The organism is Limnothrix redekei LRLZ20PSL1 (assembly GCF_043235035.1).
Taxonomy (GTDB): domain Bacteria; phylum Cyanobacteriota; class Cyanobacteriia; order CACIAM-69d; family CACIAM-69d; genus CACIAM-69d.
Genome location: NZ_JAZAQF010000088.1, coordinates 161046 through 178346 on the forward strand (window position 1 = coordinate 161046; position 17301 = coordinate 178346).

Annotated in this window: 15 protein-coding genes and 1 pseudogene; 11 read left to right on the forward strand and 5 right to left on the reverse strand. The window is 55.4% G+C overall.

Annotation, left to right across the window (positions count from 1 at the left end; translation table 11 throughout):
* Positions 1-284 precede the first annotated feature (284 nt).
* The gene (rsmH, locus tag VPK24_RS17130; protein WP_393015223.1) at positions 285-1193 is read right to left on the reverse strand and encodes a 16S rRNA (cytosine(1402)-N(4))-methyltransferase RsmH; all 909 of its coding nucleotides are present in this window, start codon (positions 1191-1193) and stop codon (positions 285-287) included.
* Between the two features lie 455 nt (positions 1194-1648).
* Between rsmH and VPK24_RS17135 the strand changes: the two genes are divergently transcribed.
* The 3 genes from VPK24_RS17135 (at position 1649) to VPK24_RS17145 (ending at position 4408) form a co-directional block, all read left to right on the forward strand.
* Positions 1649-2914 carry an aspartate aminotransferase family protein gene (locus tag VPK24_RS17135; protein WP_393015193.1) on the forward strand — a complete coding sequence of 422 codons (1266 nt, stop codon included), beginning with the start codon at positions 1649-1651 and terminating at the stop codon, positions 2912-2914.
* Positions 2915-3363: 449 nt separating this feature from the next.
* Positions 3364-3819 (forward strand): hypothetical protein, encoded by a 456-nt coding sequence (locus VPK24_RS17140; RefSeq protein ID WP_393015195.1) that lies wholly within the window; start codon positions 3364-3366, stop codon positions 3817-3819.
* A gap of 244 nt (positions 3820-4063) precedes the next feature.
* The gene (locus VPK24_RS17145) at positions 4064-4408 is read left to right on the forward strand and encodes a hypothetical protein (protein ID WP_393015197.1); all 345 of its coding nucleotides are present in this window, start codon (positions 4064-4066) and stop codon (positions 4406-4408) included.
* Here the strand turns inward: VPK24_RS17145 and VPK24_RS17150 are convergent.
* Positions 4405-6249: a penicillin-binding transpeptidase domain-containing protein gene (locus VPK24_RS17150; RefSeq protein WP_393015199.1), complete on the reverse strand. Its 1845-nt coding sequence runs from the start codon at positions 6247-6249 to the stop codon at positions 4405-4407. The genes VPK24_RS17145 and VPK24_RS17150 overlap by 4 nt on opposite strands.
* A gap of 70 nt (positions 6250-6319) precedes the next feature.
* Entirely contained in the window at positions 6320-6532 is a 213-nt protein-coding gene (locus tag VPK24_RS17155) for a hypothetical protein (protein ID WP_393015201.1), read from the reverse strand.
* Positions 6533-6649: 117 nt separating this feature from the next.
* Between VPK24_RS17155 and VPK24_RS17160 the strand changes: the two genes are divergently transcribed.
* From VPK24_RS17160 to VPK24_RS17195, 8 genes are all read left to right on the forward strand, one after another.
* On the forward strand, positions 6650-7780 hold the full coding sequence (locus VPK24_RS17160; RefSeq protein WP_099534550.1) for an ABC transporter ATP-binding protein: 1131 nt from the start codon (positions 6650-6652) through the stop codon (positions 7778-7780).
* Between the two features lie 105 nt (positions 7781-7885).
* Complete coding sequence (locus VPK24_RS17165; RefSeq protein WP_393015203.1) at positions 7886-9001, forward strand: polyamine ABC transporter substrate-binding protein; 1116 nt, start codon at positions 7886-7888, stop codon at positions 8999-9001.
* A 105-nt stretch (positions 9002-9106) separates the two neighbouring features.
* Positions 9107-10000 (forward strand): ABC transporter permease, encoded by an 894-nt coding sequence (locus VPK24_RS17170; RefSeq protein ID WP_190530156.1) that lies wholly within the window; start codon positions 9107-9109, stop codon positions 9998-10000.
* Between the two features lie 133 nt (positions 10001-10133).
* Complete coding sequence (locus VPK24_RS17175) at positions 10134-10931, forward strand: ABC transporter permease (protein ID WP_234407040.1); 798 nt, start codon at positions 10134-10136, stop codon at positions 10929-10931.
* Positions 10932-11170: 239 nt separating this feature from the next.
* Positions 11171-12901: a DNA mismatch repair endonuclease MutL gene (gene mutL / locus VPK24_RS17180; RefSeq protein ID WP_393015205.1), complete on the forward strand. Its 1731-nt coding sequence runs from the start codon at positions 11171-11173 to the stop codon at positions 12899-12901.
* A gap of 359 nt (positions 12902-13260) precedes the next feature.
* Positions 13261-13989, forward strand: coding sequence for a cadmium resistance transporter (locus VPK24_RS17185; protein ID WP_393015207.1), 729 nt, complete (start codon positions 13261-13263; stop codon positions 13987-13989).
* 62 nt (positions 13990-14051) lie between these two features.
* Positions 14052-14894 carry a sulfite exporter TauE/SafE family protein gene (locus VPK24_RS17190; RefSeq protein ID WP_393015209.1) on the forward strand — a complete coding sequence of 281 codons (843 nt, stop codon included), beginning with the start codon at positions 14052-14054 and terminating at the stop codon, positions 14892-14894.
* An 89-nt stretch (positions 14895-14983) separates the two neighbouring features.
* Entirely contained in the window at positions 14984-15469 is a 486-nt protein-coding gene (locus tag VPK24_RS17195; protein ID WP_393015211.1) for a DUF1634 domain-containing protein, read from the forward strand.
* 619 nt (positions 15470-16088) lie between these two features.
* Here VPK24_RS17195 and VPK24_RS17200 read toward each other — a convergent pair.
* The gene (locus tag VPK24_RS17200) at positions 16089-16787 is read right to left on the reverse strand and encodes a rubrerythrin family protein (RefSeq protein ID WP_393015213.1); all 699 of its coding nucleotides are present in this window, start codon (positions 16785-16787) and stop codon (positions 16089-16091) included.
* 359 nt (positions 16788-17146) lie between these two features.
* Positions 17147-17301, reverse strand: a pseudogene (locus VPK24_RS17205) (photosystem II protein D2); the annotation flags it as partial.

Genomic DNA, 17301 nt, shown 5'->3' on the forward strand with positions numbered 1-17301 from the left:
GAAACACTGGGCGTGAAATCCTAGACACAAACCAACTGATTCAGCCCATGCCCTGGCCGTTGACGAACCAATGACTAGATCCGCTGGCTAAGCGACTGGCCGAGCAACTGACTAGTTTTTACTCAGTTTTGGCTTGAGGAATCATTGGGACGGAGGGAATCACTGAGTTTTGAATCATCCCGCTCATCAATCCTTCAGTAGCCGAGAAGTTTCAGCAGCCCCCAAAGAAAAATAAAAGAAAAATACAGGAAAAGTTCAAAAGAAACTCATTGGCATTGATTCGGCTAGATTTTTTCTGCAATTCGCAATTTTGCGGATCGAGATCGGGAATTTTGACCCATTTCAGTGTCGCTGGGACAAATGGGCTTTTTGGTGATGACTTTGAGTTGGGTTGATTCTCGCAGTCGGTGCTTCACAATTCGATCCTCAAGGCTGTGGAAGCTGATGACGGCGAGGCGGCCTTGGGGGGCGAGCCAATTGGGGGCCCGATCGAGCAGGGTTTCCAAAACCGCCAATTCTTGGTTCACCACAATCCGCAGGGCCTGAAAGGTGCGGGTGGCGGGATGGATGCGCCCATGGCGATATTTACCGGGCACACAGCGGGCGATCGCGTTGGCCAGCTCGAGGGTGGTTTGGAAAGGCTGCGTTTGCCGTTGCTCCACGATCGCCCGAGCAATCCGCCGAGATAATCGTTCTTCACCATAGGTATAGATCGCGTTGGCCAGGGGCACTTCTTGCCAATGGTTCACCACGTCGGCGGCGGATTCCGTGAGCCGATCGTCCATGCGCATGTCCAAGGGGCCGTCGTGGCGAAAGCTGAAACCCCGATCGGGCTGGTCAAACTGCATGGAGCTAACGCCCAAGTCTGCCAAAATGCCGTCAAATTGCTGATCGCCGGGGTTGAACTGCGCAAAGTTGCTGCGCACGAAGGTGACGCGAGCGCCCCAGGGGGCCAACCGTTCCTGCGCGATCGCCAAGGCGCGATCGTCACAGTCAAGGCCCACCACCCGCACCTCTGGATCGGCCGCCAGCAGGGCCGCTGTGTGGCCCCCAGCACCCAGCGTGGCATCCAGATAGCACCCGCCCGATCGGGGTTGCAAACCCGCGACACATTCATCTCGGAGCACGGACAAGTGGCCCCAGTCGATCGGCCCAGCGGGAAGCACCTCCGCCCCCGATCGGCTCCCGCTCATTGATTCATCAGGGTCGGACTCCGCAGGATCAGACCCCACAGGATCAGACCCCACAGGGTCAGACTCCACAGGGTCAGACTCAACGGGACTAGGCTCAGGGGAAGAACTCGCGGAACTCATGGCAGCGGCGGTCATAGCAAACATCGGCGAGGCAAACATCAGCGAGGCAAGCATTGGCAAGGTGCAACATTGGCAGCCACCGGGCTGAGGCCAAGGCAACCAACGGAGTTCCATTATCCGCCCGGGTGGGAATTCGCCGATCGCGGGTCGATCGCGCCTAGTCAACCGTTGCCGGGCCCAAGTCAAGATTTCCAGACCGATCGACCCTCGGGATCCAAATCAGATCTAGCAAGCCCTTGGTTTCCTCCTCTACAATCAACCCAACCTTTAACGGCGATCCCTACCGTTCCCTTCATCGGATTTGCCGTTAAAGCCATTGTTTAGGAGCAACCATCGTGAGTCCCCAAGCCCTCGCTGATCCCGCCTCGATCGCCCCAGTTGCCTTTTCCACCGAGGCCTTTGACGCAGCCGTCATGAAAACCTACGGCCGCTTTGCGATCGCCCTGGAGCGTGGCGAAGGTAGCCGCGTTTGGGACACCGAGGGCCGCAGCTATTTGGACTTTGTGGCGGGCATTGCCACCTGCACCCTGGGCCATGCCCACCCGGTGATGACCAGCGCCGTGAGCCAGCAGATTCAAAAACTGCACCACGTTTCCAATCTTTACTACATCCCTGAACAAGGGGCGTTGGCGGCCTGGCTGGTGGAACATTCCTGCGCCGATCGGGCGTTTTTCTGTAACTCCGGAGCCGAAGCCAACGAGGGCGCAATCAAACTGGCCCGTAAATATGCCCACACGGTGTTGGGCATTGATGAACCGGTGATCCTCACGGCCCACGCCAGTTTCCACGGGCGCACCCTGGCCACCATCACCGCCACCGGCCAGCCCAAATATCAAAAGAACTTCAGCCCTCTGGTTCCGGGGTTTGGATATATTCCCTACAACGACACTGCGGCCCTGGAAGCGACGATCGCCCGCTTGGAAACCAACGGCCCCCGCGTCGCTGCCATCATGCTGGAAGCGCTCCAGGGAGAAGGGGGCGTGCGCCCGGGCGATCGGGCTTATTTCCAACGGGTTCGGGAAATTTGCGACGATCGGGGCATTTTGTTGATTCTTGATGAAGTGCAAGTGGGCGTTGGCCGCACGGGGCAGCTTTGGGGCTACGAAAACCTGGGCATTGAGCCGGATATTTTCACTTCCGCCAAGGGCTTGGGCGGCGGCATCCCGATCGGGGCCCTGCTGTGCAAGGCCAAGTGCAATGTGTTTGAGCCGGGTGACCACGCCAGCACCTACGGCGGCAATCCCTTTGCCTGTGGGGTGGCGATGGCTGTTTGCCAAACGGTGGGCGCGCCGGGCTTTTTGGACAATGTGCGCGATCGGGGCGAGCAATTGCGGACGGGTCTGAAGGCCCTGGCGGTTCAATATCCCAACTTGATTGCGGAAGTGCGCGGTTGGGGTCTAATTAACGGCCTGGTGCTGAAGGAAGATGCGGGCCTCAGCTCGATCGATCTGGTCAAAACCGCCATGGCCGCCGGCCTGCTGCTGGTGCCGGCCGGGCCGCAGGTGGTGCGATTTGTGCCGCCCCTGATCGTCACTGCTGCCGAAATTGACGAAGCGCTGGCCGCCATCACCCAAGCGATCGCCACCTTGCAAGCGGCCTAGGGCGATCGGGCTGGCTATGGTGATTGCGCGAATTGCGTCAATTTGATTAGTTGATTTGATTAATCGATTGGATTCAACAGGGCGATCGGGAAACAAGCTGGATTCGCCCATCCCCAAGAACCCAATTTGACGGGATAGGCATGGCTTATCCCGTTTTTTATTTTTTGATTGAACGAACCCAGAGCCTGATCAGCAACTCAAGTTGGTGGCTAAAGTGGCTAGAACTGCCCGCCAAAATTTGCTACCAAGTCTATCGCCAAATTTGCCGATGAAATCTGCCAATAAAATTTGCTAACAAGGTGTGGAGGCTCAAGCAGCCCCTGACTCAACGGCCCATCACTCAACAGCCGAAATTCAGCGGTAGCCCCTTGGGCGAGGCCTTTTAGCCGTCGTGATTTGCCTTTGCCAGCAGGCCAGCCCCTCCGCGATCGCATCTTGCAAAAGTTCCCATGAAAATCATTAAGAAAATTCTGGCAGGCAGCTTTCTCACCCTGGGCGGCTTCTTTTGGCTGGTCGCTCTTTTGGTTCCGTTGTCGCCCTTGGAACCGGGGCAAACTGTTGCCGATCGGGAGCGCGAAAACCAAAGCGCTATTTTGGGATGTGTTGTTTTTGGTGCGCCCTTTGTGACGGGTGGTGGTTGGCTGCTTTGGGATCTTAAAAAACAACATCAAACACAACAGAAAAATCAAGAGCGCCAACAACAGGAACAGCTACGCCAATGCCTGATGGAATTGTTGGCTGAAGGACAAGGCCAGGTCACCCTATTTGAATTTGCCATGCGATCGGGTTTGGAGGCCGATCGAGCCCGCGCCTATCTCGATCGCATGTCGATTGAATTTGGGGCAGAATACCAGATTGGACAGCAGGGAGAAACGCGATACTTTTTCCCGATCAGTCACCATTAATCTCAGAATTAATCTCAGATTCCAGATTTCAGATTCTAGATTTCAGATTCTAGATCTCAAATTATGGTTGGTTATGGGGTGAATTCAAGGTTCCAAAATTAGCCCAATTCCGTTGTGCTTTTTGCTGGTTCTTCAGAGCCTGATTCCTTAGATTAAGCCTTTAGAAGCCTCAGAAATTCAAGATTCCACCCAAAATCAGGTTATGAAACTTCTTGTTCAATCACGTCTTCTTCTGCCAATAGCAATGGGCATTGCCACAATTTTGAGTCTTGCGATCGCCCCGTCTAGTTCAGGGCAATCCCTTGGAGCCAATTGTTTCGGCACGATTCGCGGTAATTCAGCGGTGAATTTGCGATCGGGCCCGGGCACTCAATTCCCGATCGTGGATCGGGTCAATCCGAGCAGTACGGTGATTTTGCTCAACGACGCAAATGAGCGGTGGGAACCCAATCCCCTGACCCGCACCGATGGCCAGGGCAATCAGTGGCACATGGTCACCAAGTCCCGATCGGGTCAGGGCGAGATCGTGCCGCCTCATCGCCGGGCCTGGATCCGCGAAGACCTGATGAGCATTAGCTGTCCGCCCTAGGGAAGCCAGCGATCGAGCGATTGCACATAGTTAACCACCGTTGCCCCGGCAATTTGTTCGGCGGCTTGGGCAGCGGGGGCACTGGGTTCTTGGCTCGCCGCACCGTTGGATGGAGCTGCGGCGGAATCGGCGGGAGCCAAGGGGCGATCGCTCGATTGCTCCACAAAGGCAACCACGACAATTTTGGGATCGTTGGCGGGGCCCGCTGTCACGGCCCAAGCGCCGATCGGTTGGTTACTTTGCCGCACCAGGCTGTGGGTGGCCAACCAGTCGATCGAAGCGTTGGGTTGGGGCGGGCGATCGGGAGGCTGGCTCGCGTCGGGGGCGGGGAGGCGGCTGGTGCGCACTTGCAGGGTCGATCGCAACAGTTCCAAGGTGCTGGGCTGTAGTCCCAAAAACTCTCGGCTGACCTGGGCCGATCGATCCTTGACCAAATGGGGTTGCACCCGATAGCCACCATTCACCGCCACGGCGGCCATCACAGCAATTTGCAGGGGTGAAGCGGCCATTTCGCCCCGGCCCAAGGCCAGATTCACCCCTTCACCCAGGTACCAGCGGGCTTGCACCGATTCCCGTTTCCAAAGGGCTTCCAAGCTGGGGCCCGGATCCTCATCCTCGGCCAGTTCAATGCCCGATCGCTGGCCAAACCCAAACCGGCGGGCCCAGGCGATCGTGTTGGTGCTATCCAGCCGGAGCGCCACCTGCTCGAAAAATGCATCACTGTCTTGGGTGTCTAACTTGCCCAAAGCCTCTCGAAAGTTGAGGGTGACAATGCTCGGCCAGATGACCTTGGTAAATTCCGCCCAGGGCAATCCGCCGGGACGACTGCGGCGATCGATCCGCCACCGTTGATGAAGGGCCATTTGCCCCGACTCCAGCGCCGCCACGGCCGTAATCCATTTGAACAACGCGCCCGGGCGAATGGCTTTCAGGGCCCGGTTACCCCCTTGGCCCGGGTTGGGCCATTGCCCGGCCATGGCCAACACCGCGCCATTGTCCGGATCCAGGGCGACTGCGGCCCCGCTGACTCCGTTAATCAGCCTTTCCAGGGTTTGTTGCAGCGGTAAATCTAAGGTCAGACGAACCGGCGTGGGCGGTTCTGTGGGTTTGCGGGCCAGCACGCGCACGGGCAGACCGTTGCGATCGAGTTCCACTTGCTCGCCCCCGGACTGGCCCCGCAGTTGAGCCTCCAAGGCCGCTTCCAAGCCCGATCGCCCAATCAGATCGCCCGATCGGTAATCTTGCAGCGGCTCCAGGCGATCAACCTCCGCTGCATTCACCTCCCCTACCTTGCCCAAAATGGTCTGGGCGAGCTGTCCGTGGGGATAGTCGCGCTCCGCCTCGGGCTGAATCGCCAGGCCGCGCACTTGGGTGGCCAACTCCGCCACCGTGGTCATTTGCGAGGGGGGCAAGCCCCGGGCCAAGCGCACCAATACGGGCGATCGCCAGCCTGCCTGCTCCAGTCGTGCCAACAGTTCCGACTCCGGCCGCCCCAACACTCGGGCTAACTCCGGCAAAATGGCCCGCCACTCTTGCGGCGATTGGGCCACGGGCCAAGCCATGGCCGAAATTGAGGGGCGATTATCCACCAACACCCGCCCCGATCGATCCAGCAGGGCAGCCCGGGTTGGCAGGGTTGGCATCAGCCGAATTCGGCTGGCCGCCGCCAATTGTCGATAGCGCTGTCCTTCAACGAGTTGCAGAAAGGCCAACCGGCTGCCGATGCCCCCTAACAGCACCACGGCCACGATCAAACACCCCAACGGCTGATAGCGCCGCCCGATCGTCCGTTCCGGCTGCTGATCCAATTTGGGCGAGTTGGGAGGAGGCGATGCGACCATGGAACGATAACAGCCCAGCGCGGGCGCAGCGAAAAGGGCTAATCGATGAGGGCTAATCAAGGGGATTTAATCAGCTTGCCACAGACTGCTCCCGCAGACCGCCGCCGATGGAGTTCATCGCAAAACCCGAAATAGTCGGCATAGAATAGGGCAAGATTTGTTCAATTCCCGTTGTCCAGTTCCCGTTGTCCAGTTCCCGTTGTCCAGTTCCCGTTGTCCAGTTCTCGTTGTTCAGTTCCCGTTGTTCAGTGACGAAGCTCAAGGCTGAGGTTCGATCGCCCATGAGCCGCCAGGTTTGAACAACTGCCCCAGAACAATCGCCCTGGAACAACCACCCTGGAACAACCGCCCTGGAACAATTGCCTCGATGGTCTTTCAATCCCCGGCAGCATCACCGGCCATGTCCCAAACCGCAATCCGAGCCAGCCAGGCGATCGAAACCGATACCCAACTGGATGTCGAGTTACGAAAAGTCTTCAAAGTCTATAACGGCGAAACCGCTGTGCGCGGCGTGGATCTCCACATCGGGCGGGGTGAGTTTTTCAGTATTTTGGGTCCCTCCGGTTGCGGCAAAACCACCACCCTGCGCCTCGTGGCTGGCTTTGAGCAACCTTCGGCCGGCGAGGTGCTGGTCAGGGGGCAATCGATGCTGAATGTGCCTCCTTACCAGCGCCCCGTAAACACCGTATTTCAAAGCTATGCGCTCTTTGGGCACATGACCATTTGGGACAATGTGGCCTTTGGTTTGCGGATCAAGCGCTGTGGCAAGGCGGAAACCGAGGAGCGGGTGAACGAGGCCTTGGCCCTGGTGAAGATGGAGAAATTCGCCCGGCGCTATCCCAACCAGCTATCAGGCGGTCAGCAACAACGGGTGGCCCTAGCTCGGGCCCTGGTGAACCGACCGGCGGTGTTGCTGTTGGATGAACCCTTGGGCGCGTTGGACTTGAAACTGCGCAAGGAAATGCAGATGGAACTATCCACGCTGCATCGGGAACTGGGGTTGACCTTTGTGATGGTGACCCATGACCAAGAGGAAGCCCTCAGCCTGTCCGATCGGATCGCGGTGATGAATGAAGGGCGCGTGGAACAGGTGGGCAGCCCCAGCGAGATTTATGAGTCGCCGCGCACGCCATTTGTGGCGGATTTCATTGGGGATACGAATCTGTTTCGCGGCCGGGTGGCGGAGTTTGATCGCACCGGCAGCGCGATCGTGACCGACAGCGGCCTGAAGTTGGTGGCGGCCCCCAGTGGAGATTGGGCGGGCAGCGCGGGCGAGGCGGCGGCCGTGAGCGTGCGCCCCGAAAAAATCCAAGTTAGTCTTTACCCGCCCGATCTGGCGGTGAACTGCTTTGAGGGCTGGTTGCAGAACGTGATGTACCTGGGAACCCATGTGCATTACGTGGTAGAACTGCGATCGGGCGATCGGTTAACGGTCATGCAGGTGAATACCGGCGGCGAATTGCCCGCCCTCAAAACCCCCATTTACGCCTATTGGTCAACGGCCGATGCCCTGGCCATGCCAGCAGCCTAGGGCGAAGGGGGGCTAATCAACCATTCCCCAGGGACTCACTCCCGCAGTCCTGGTTCCCAAAGCATGGCCCAGCCAGCGCTCTACCCAACCTTGCTTTGATCATTCATGGCTTCCGTTGCCCCTTCTCGTCGTGCCCTCTCCCGTCGTGACTTCTTGCGCCGCGCTTCGGTGGCGGCCGCTGGCCTGGCCATGACGGGCTGTGGCTGGCGTTTGGCCCAGGTGCGGCCATCGCCGGGCGCAGTCGGGGATCCTTCCAAGCTTTATATCTACACCTGGGCTGGCTACACCGATGAGCTACTGATCGCTCGGTTCCAAAAGGAAACGGGCCTGTCGGTGGTGGTGGATATTTTTGATTCCAATGAGGTGATGTTGGCCAAGCTGCAAGCGGGCGGCGGCAGTCAATACAGCATCATCTATCCCTCCGATTACATGGTGCGGCAGATGCGAGAGCGCAATCTGTTGCGGGAGTTGGATCACGATCGACTGCTTGGGTTGCAGGATTTGTTGGAAACCTACCAAAATCCCAGCTATGACCCCAAAAATGGCCACAGCGTCCCGGCCGCTTGGGGCACAACGGGCTTGATTTACAACCGGCAACGGGTCGATCGCCCGCCAACGGATTGGGAATTTTTGTGGGCTAACCGGGCCCGCCTCCAGCGCCAGGTGACGCTGTTCAATGATCAGCGGGAAACCATGGGCTTGGCCTTGCGCCGATTGGGCCATTCCTACAATTCTCAGGATCCCGATCAAATTCGCCAGGCCTACGAAGCATTGCGGGAACTGCGACCGGCGATCGCCCAATTCACCACGGATGGTTGGAAAGACCGGATTTTGGCGGGGGACTTAACGATCGCCATGGGCTTTTCCTCCGACGCGATCGAGGCGATCGAGGAAAACGACCAGTTGGGCTATGTGATTCCCGCCAGCGGCTCTTCCCTCTGGACAGACACGATGGCGATCCCGATCAGTGCGCCCAATGTGGAAGCGGCCTATGCTTGGATGAATTTCACGCTACAGCCGGAGGTGGCCGCAGGCATGACCCAACGCCTGAAGTTTGCTACCGCCAGCCGCCGGGCGATCGAACAGTTGCCACCGGATTTGGTGCAAAATCCCAGCCTGTTCCCGTCTCAATCGGTGCTCGATCGCTGCGAGGGCATTGCTCCCGTGGGCGCGGCCACCTCCCTTTACGATCGCTACTGGACTCAGCTAACCAGCGGCTAGGGCCGAGCAAGCCTTAATGACTGTTACTTGAATGTTAATTGAAGCTGTTCACGCCAACTGCCCAACCCCTTGAACTGTCTTTGCTGATTAGTCCTAACAAGCCCTATGACCCCCGCTAGCCCCGCCAACCCGATCGTTGAGGCTCCCGCACCCAAACCCCGCCGTTGGGTTGGCCCCTGGGCGCTGTTGGGGCCGCCGGGCCTGTGGCTGTTGCTGCTGTTGGTTTTGCCGGTGCTGGTGATTTTTGAACTCAGCCTGGTTCCCGGCATCAAGCCCGGCGATTTGGTGAACCCCTCAGGGATTGACAACTACCTGACGGTGTTTCAGCCCATCTATCTCCAAGTAATTGGGCGCACCCTGTTTTATGCGATCGGGACAACGGTGGTTTGTTTGCTGCTGGGGTTTCCGGTGGCCTACTGGTTGGCGCTGATGTCGCCCAAGCGGTGGCAAAACCTGCTGTTGGTGGCCTTTACGCTGCCCCTGTGGACTTCTTCGCTGCTGCGTTCCTACGCTTGGATTACGATTTTGCGACCCACGGGCGTTTTGAACTCCCTGTTGGGGTTGGTGGGGCTGCCGGGTCTGGATATTTTGAACCAAACGCCCGCCGTGCTCTTGGGGATGGCCTACAGCTTTTTGCCCTATATGGTGCTGATTCTGTACTCCTCTCTGGAAAAGCTCGATCGCCGATTGTTGGAAGCGGCGGCAGATTTGGGGGCCACCCCGATCGAGGCCTTCTGGAAAGTGACCGTTCCCCAAAGTTTGCAGGGCATTGCCGCCGGTTCGCTGCTGGTGCTGATCACTAGTTTGGGCGACTTTGTGAACCCGGAATTGCTCGGCGGGGCCTCCAGCATGACGGCTTCCCGGCTAATCTATAACCAGTTTCTGGGTGCGACCCAAAATTGGGGCTTTGGTTCGGCTTTGAGTATGCTGATGATCCTGGCTGTCAGCTTGGGGATTGCGTTGCTCATTCGCTACGGTGATGGCCGCCCCGCTGCCTAGGGTGTTTGGGGATGCATGATGGTGCAGTGGTTCGTTTGTCTTTGCTCGATTCCCTTTGATTGCTCTTCCCGATCGCCCCATGCTCGATCTCGATCCTGCTTCAACGGATTCCCAGGAGGCCCTCGCAGACGCTATGGCTCGATCGCGTAAGCCTCGCCTGACCTGGCAGGGCGCATTTACCTCGGTCATGTTCTTCCTGATGTACCTGCCGATTCTGGTACTGACGGTCTATAGCTTCAATCAGTCGCCCTACAGCGCCGGTTGGACAGGGTTCACCCTGGAGTGGTATGCCAAGCTGCTGCGGGATGGGCGAATTTTGGGAGCCTTGCAAACCAGTCTTGCGGTGGGTTTGGGGGCTGTTTTGGTGTCGGCGGTGTTGGGAACCACGATGGCCGTTGGCCTGGCCCGCTATCGATTTTGGGGCAAGGGGTTATATCTAGGCATGTCCTATTTGCCCTTGATCGTGCCGGATATTGCGATCGCGGTGGCCACGTTGGTGTTCTTGGCGGCGCTGACGATTCCCCTCAGCTTTTGGACGATCGTGGCGGCTCATATCGTCTTCTGCTTGGCCTATATTGCCCTGGCGGTTTCCACTCGCTTGGCGGATCTCAATCCCTATTTGGAAGAAGCGGCCCAAGATTTGGGCGCAACGCCGGTTCAATCCTTCTTTCAGGTGCTGTTACCGCAACTGGTGCCGGGAATTATGTCGGGCTGTTTGTTGGCCTTTGTGCTCAGTTTGGACGACTTTTTGATTGCTAGTTTCACGGCCGGTGGCGGTGCAACAACACTCCCAATGGAAATTTTCAGCCGGATTCGCACGGGGGTTAAGCCGGATGTGAATGCCTTGAGTGTGCTGTTGCTGTTGGGTTCCGGGGCGATCGCCTTTGCGGCTGAATGGCTCCGTTTCCAAAGCGAGAAAAAGCCTTCTTAGGGGATGTTTGAAAAGCCAAAACGGCTAGCTTGCGGGTCTCACCAACCGACGAAGACAAGGGGCTTAAGCCCCTTGCTCCCCACGATCCGCTAACGGCAGAATCGGGGTTTCAGGCGATTTGACGACAGGCCCTAAGCTCCTTGCCCCCACGACCACTAGTGCTTTAGCTTTCAGCCAATTTTTCACAATCTCTCGATTCCGGGAGGAGCCATCACCGTCGTCTGGCAACTGAGGAAAGAATGAGATCCATTCAACCGCTGCCGATCGAGGTGGTGAATTTAATTGCGGCGGGGGAGGTGATTGACTCTCCGGCGGCGGTGGTGCGCGAGTTGGTGGACAACGCGATCGATGCGGGAGCCACGCGGCTGGCCCTGTCCCTTTGGCTCGATCGGGGCCAAATTCGGCTCACAGACAACGGCTGCGGCATGAGCCGAGCGGATTTGTTGCGGGCGGCCGCTCCCCACAGCACGAGCAAAATTCACGATCGCCCCGATTTGTTCAACATCCGTAGCCTGGGATTTCGGGGAGAAGCATTGCACAGCTTGGCCCAACTGAGCCGCCTGAGCCTCAGCAGCCGGCCGGTTGGCGGGGAGGGTTGGCAAGCGGTTTATGATGCCACGGGCCAGGCTGTGAGCTGTGAAGCGGCTCCAATCGCGCCGGGAACCATTGTCTTGGTGGAGGATTTGTTTGAGGCTTGGCCGTCACGGCGGGATAGTTTGCCGTCTTTGGCTCAACAGTTGCGATCGATCCAGCAGGTGATTCAGCAAGCGGCCCTTTGCCATCCCGCCGTGGCCTGGACGGTCTATCGCAACGATCGGCTCTGGTTTGCCCTGTCGCCGGGAGATTCTGCCCGTCACCTGTTGCCCCAAATCTTGAAACCGGTGCGATCAGGGGATTTGCGGGAAGTGCAGTGGATAGCCACCTTGCCCAGCGACCAGGAAGGAGCCGCCCAAATCACCGTCACCTTGGGTCTACCCGATCGCATCCATCGGGCCCGTCCTGATTGGGTGCGGATTGCCGTGAACGGGCGAATGGCGGAAGTACCGGAACTGGAAAGCACGATTTTTGCGACCTTGGGGCGCACCCTGCCGCGCGGCCGCCACCCGATCGTCTTGGTGCATCTCCGGTTGCCACCCCAGTGCATTGACTGGAACCGCACCCCCGACAAACACAAGCTTTACCTCCAGTCGATCGACCATTGGCAAGCCCAAGTGCAGGCGGCTCTCCAACAGGCCCTCTCCTTTCGCGAGGTGATCGACGAACCCCAAACAAACACCTACGCGATCGGGCGAACAGCCAAGCTCATTCGGGCCGCCGAAGGGCGATCGACCTATCGTGTGCGCACCGCCGCCGATCCCAACGCCTCTCCGGATGATCCCCAAGCCCTGGGGCAGCCCCGATCGCCCGAACCACTTGACGATCCCTTGGGGGGACAACTGCGGGCGATCGCTCAAGTTCACAACACCTACATTGTGGCGGAGCATCCCGGCGGTCTATGGCTGGTGGAGCAGCACATTGCCCATGAGCGGGTTTTGTTTGAGTATTTGCGCGATCGTTGGCAAATTTCTGCCCTAAAACAACCGATCGTCCTGAATGAGCTGAGCGAGGCAGAACGGGAGGGACTAGTGAGCCTAGGCATTGAAATTGAACCCTTCGGCGATCGCTGCTGGATTGTGCGCAGCGCCCCGGATCCCTTGCTCGATCGCCCTGACTTGGCCGCCGCCTTGGGGGAGCTGGCCCACAGCAACAACCTGGAAGCGGCCCAAGTGGCCGTCGCCTGCCGCACCGCCATTCGCAACGGCACGCCCCTGACACTTGTGGAAATGCAAGATTTGCTCGATCGATGGCAACGCACCCACAATCCTCGCACCTGTCCCCATGGGCGACCGATTTATTTGCCCCTTGATGAATCGAGCTTGGCACGTTTTTTTCGTCGCCATTGGGTCATTGGCAAAAGCCATGGCATTTAGCCTTCAACGGACTATTGTTCCGAAGCATAGGAATTATCAAAATTATTTTTCAAACCAAAATCTGAATTAAAAATGCATCAACCAGTTACTGAAGATTTTTGATTAGAAAATTTTGAATTGGAAAATCTTCATCCTAAAAATATAATCTTGACCTGAAACGCTGGGCACATCATATCGCAGGTGACATACAGCAGGTATTTAGACCTCTTGCACGAATTAGCAAGAAGCCTTCAGCCCCTTCTCCCAAAGAGAGCGAAAGAAAGCTAAATTTGATCATTTATTTATGCATTGCTGATTAATGATTGCCAGTTTTATTGATTTTTCTTGTAAATTACCTCCAAACACCATAGTTAAGTGCCATGCTGGATCAGCAATCCCTTCTCGAATTGGTAGTTGGCGCATTGATAGCGGGAACCAGTTCTTTTATTGCCACAAACATCGATGATGTAGTGGTATTGATGGTGCTGTTTAGTCGCACAGATCATCGCTTGCGCGATCGACAAATCCTCATTGGACGCTATCTTGGATTTGGGATCATTATTCTGGCTAGTTTAGTAGGGTTTTTAGGAGGGTTCCTGCTGCCTTCTTGGGTAGTTGGATTACTAGGCTTTTTTCCGATCACGATCGGTATTTTACAACTGCGCTCCTCTCAACTTCAGATATCAGAATCTCCTGCTTCTCAAATAGATTCTCTTGCATTTGAACATCAGCAGTTAGTCGAGCGATCGCCCAATTTCACCTCTCAAAAGCCATTCAAAAAACTACACTGCTGGTTGCCTTGGCTATCGCCCCAGGTGCTCCAAGTAGCCATGATTACTGTTGCCTGCGGCGCTGACAACATTGGAATTTATATTCCTCTTTTTGCTTCTTGTAATTGGCTGGAACTCAGCATTATTTTATCGATTTTCTTTGTAGGCGTAGGATTGCTCTGTTGGGTAACCCGCCGATTCAGTCGTCACCGCATGATCACTCAGCGGGTCAGTTGGCTTAGTTGCCAATTTGCTCCCTGGATTTTTATTATTTTGGGGATAGGAATTTTTTGGAAAAGTGAAATTCTTAAATCTCTACTTTCTTTCATATTTTCTTAATTTTTAGATCTTGGCCAATGAAGCGAATTCTCCTAAATTACTAGCGATCAGGATGGAACGGGGTGAATATTTTTGAGTTTTCATTCTTAGTTTGGATCGGCTCATTCGCGGCCGGATTCTTAGGAGCCTTGACCGGTCTTGGCGGCGGCGTGGTGATTGTGCCTCTGCTCACCTCAGTTTTCGGAGTGGATATTCGCTACGCGATCGGGGCCTCTCTAATTTCTGTCATTGCCACCTCCGCCGGTTCCGCAGCGACTTACATTCGATCGGGATTTGCCAACTTACGTCTCGGCATGTTTTTAGAAGTGGCAACGACCCTTGGATCTTTTGTAGGAGCCACCTTAGCCACCGTTGTTCCCGTCAAAGCCCTGACCGTTGTATTAGGAATCGTCCTGCTTTATTCCGCTTTTTTTGCTCAACAATCTACCCCCAAGGAAGTCGAATTAACCGAGCCAGGTTCCTTGGCTGAACGATTGAAACTCGATAACTGCTACCCCACCCCTAACGGAGAAGGAACGATCGCCTATAGTGTTCATTCGGTTCCCACCGGCTTTAGCTTAATGGCCGTGGCCGGGCTGCTTTCAGGATTACTCGGCATCGGTTCCGGCTCCTTGAAGGTCTTGGCTATGGATCGTGTCATGGGCTTACCGTTTAAGGTTTCCACCACCACCAGCAATTTCACCATCGGGGTCACTGCTGCCATGTCGGCTGGCGTTTACTTATCTCGAGGTTATGTGGATCCCGGTCTCTCAATGCCCGTCATGCTAGGCGTTTTGATGGGAGCCACGGCCGGTGCAAGAGTTCTCATTGGAGCCAAGCCAGAATGGTTGCGGTGGCTCTTTTCAATTGTGTTGGTGCTCTTAGCAATCAAAATGATTTATAACGGATTATTTATAACGGGTTAACGACCAAAAATTATGCACTTTTAGCTCAATTTCACAATTGAGACCAAGCGCAATTTCGGCGCTCATCATTCACAGCAACTCAAGTTACGATGGAGATTGCATCAATAATGAAGGGTAAGTCTTCCGATCAGGCGATCGCCCTAACTTCAGCCAAGCATTCAATTACTTCTTTGGAACCATCTCCAGTTGATTTAGAAACTCGAAAAAGCACCGACCATAGCCTTGAATTAGCCGTTAGCCATGTGTTGCGGTGGGGCATGATTATCGCTAGTTTGATCGTCTTTGCTGGCGGCTGCATCTACATCTTTCGCCATGGAGGGGAGCCAGCCAGCTTTCGGGTTTTTGTGGGGGAACCTCGAGAACTTTGCTCGCCCTGGGGGGCTGCAAAATCTGCCTTTTCGGGCCATGGCCGCGGATGGATTCAAGTGGGAATTATGCTGTTGGTTATAACACCCATTATTCGTGTCGCTTTGTCTTGGCTTACGTTTTTCCGTCGTCAAGATTGGCTTTATTTTGCAATCACTTCGATTGTTCTTGGTGGGCTTATTTACAGTTTTGTTGGTGCTTATTTTTAGTAGTTGGCAAGTTGGAGTTTTACAAAAGTCAAAATCTGATCAAGCCTCAATTAATTTTTGATTGATTTTAATAAATTACAATACCAAGACTTGATAAATACAGCCTTTACCTCGGTTACCAAGTACAGTCATTCATGAAGTGAGAACTGCCAACCTCATAATTGTTCTCTCGCATCTGCAATATGGCGTACCAATTGTTATAGGTAAAGACTGTGTTATGAAATCATTTCCAAAATTATTTGTAAAAGTTTTCAGAGCAAAGACTTCCAAAATTGCCAAAATAGTTGATCCAGACAGTTTAATAGAATGGTTCAACTGAATTTGTCATTTAATACTGGATACTGGATACTTGATGTAGTTTTTAACTGAATCGATTGTGCGTTATTTGGTTCGTTATATCGCAAGTAAAATGAGACAGTAAATAGGGTTACCGTTACTCACCCTACAGGCTTCTGTGCTAGGCAAAATAAAAGCTATGGTGGCGCAGAAAGCTTATTTTTCATAGGCCAATTTAAATGACTGTTATTGTCACAAATGGTTAAGCAACAAGGGGCTTACGCCCCCTGTTATTTCGACTGATTTTGCAACCTTGACTCAATGAATGAAGCCTATTGTGCAACTAGGCAGCGATCGACTCTTGGTAGGGTACGAACAGGGCCTTTTTCGCGCCGCAAATTGGGCATTCCCAATCATCAGGAATGGCTTCAAAGGGAGTTCCCGGAGCAATGCCCGAGTCAGGATCGCCCTCGGCGGGGTCATAGATCATGGAGCACTGGCGACAAATCCACTTGCTGCCCGCGGCCTTGTTTGCCGGAGCCACACCCTCCAAACCGCGCAGGGCTTCGCTGTATTGGTCGGCGTGGTGATGTTCGATCGCGGTTAGCAGTCCAAAATTGCGGGCGGCCGTGCGGAAAATTCCCGCATGTTCCCGCGACTCATCGGCCTGTTCTTGGAATTCCCGTTCTGCTTCCCCATCCCGATCGGCGCGGGCCTCGGCGGCAAAGTTGGGGTACATGGTCTGGTACTCGTAGGTTTCACCCTCGATCGCCAATTCCAAACAGCGGGCCGCGATCGCCTTCTTTTGTTCGTCGCTGAGGCTGGCCGGATCGTCCACCACCAACTCCGGATGCATCAGCCGAAAGTGGGCAAACGCGTGTTCCGTCTCTTGGTTGGCCGTTTCCCGGAACAGCTTGGCCAAGTCGCCCAGTCCTAGCTTTTTCACCACTTCCGAGAAGAACAGATATTTCCGATTCGCCATCGATTCGCCAGCGAAGGCATCGGCCAAGTTTTTGGCGGTGTTGGAGTTTGAAAGATCCATAAGACGCAAGAAAACGGGTGGGGTTAGTTGTGGTTGCACCATCCCAGTCAGCTCCAGTACTGAAGGCTGGCTAGGTGGCGGCTGCGTGAACTTCTCTCTAAGTCATAATCATTATGACTATGAATAAACTAACACAGCTTTCTGGGAATGGCCAAAAACCCCAACTTCCGATCGCCCTACCGCCTCCGATCGGGCCGATCACAGTTCCCACAAGTCCCGCAGAAGACCAAAAAAAGGGCGCGATCGCGTCGATCGCACCCTCCGTTCATGATCTGTCTCTGGTTAATTTGAGCAATATGCGATCGCAACGGTTTGATGAAGAAACGTGCGATCGCTTGGATTCAGATTTCGCTCAACCCTTACAGTGCGTTACCGCGAGGCAGCACTTCTTCGGGGAAGATGAAGTTTTCGTGGGGTTGGTCTTGCGGAGCCATCCAAGCTCGGATGCCTTCGTTCAACAGGATGTTCTTCGTGTAGAACGTTTCGAATTCGGGGTCTTCAGCCGCCCGCAGCT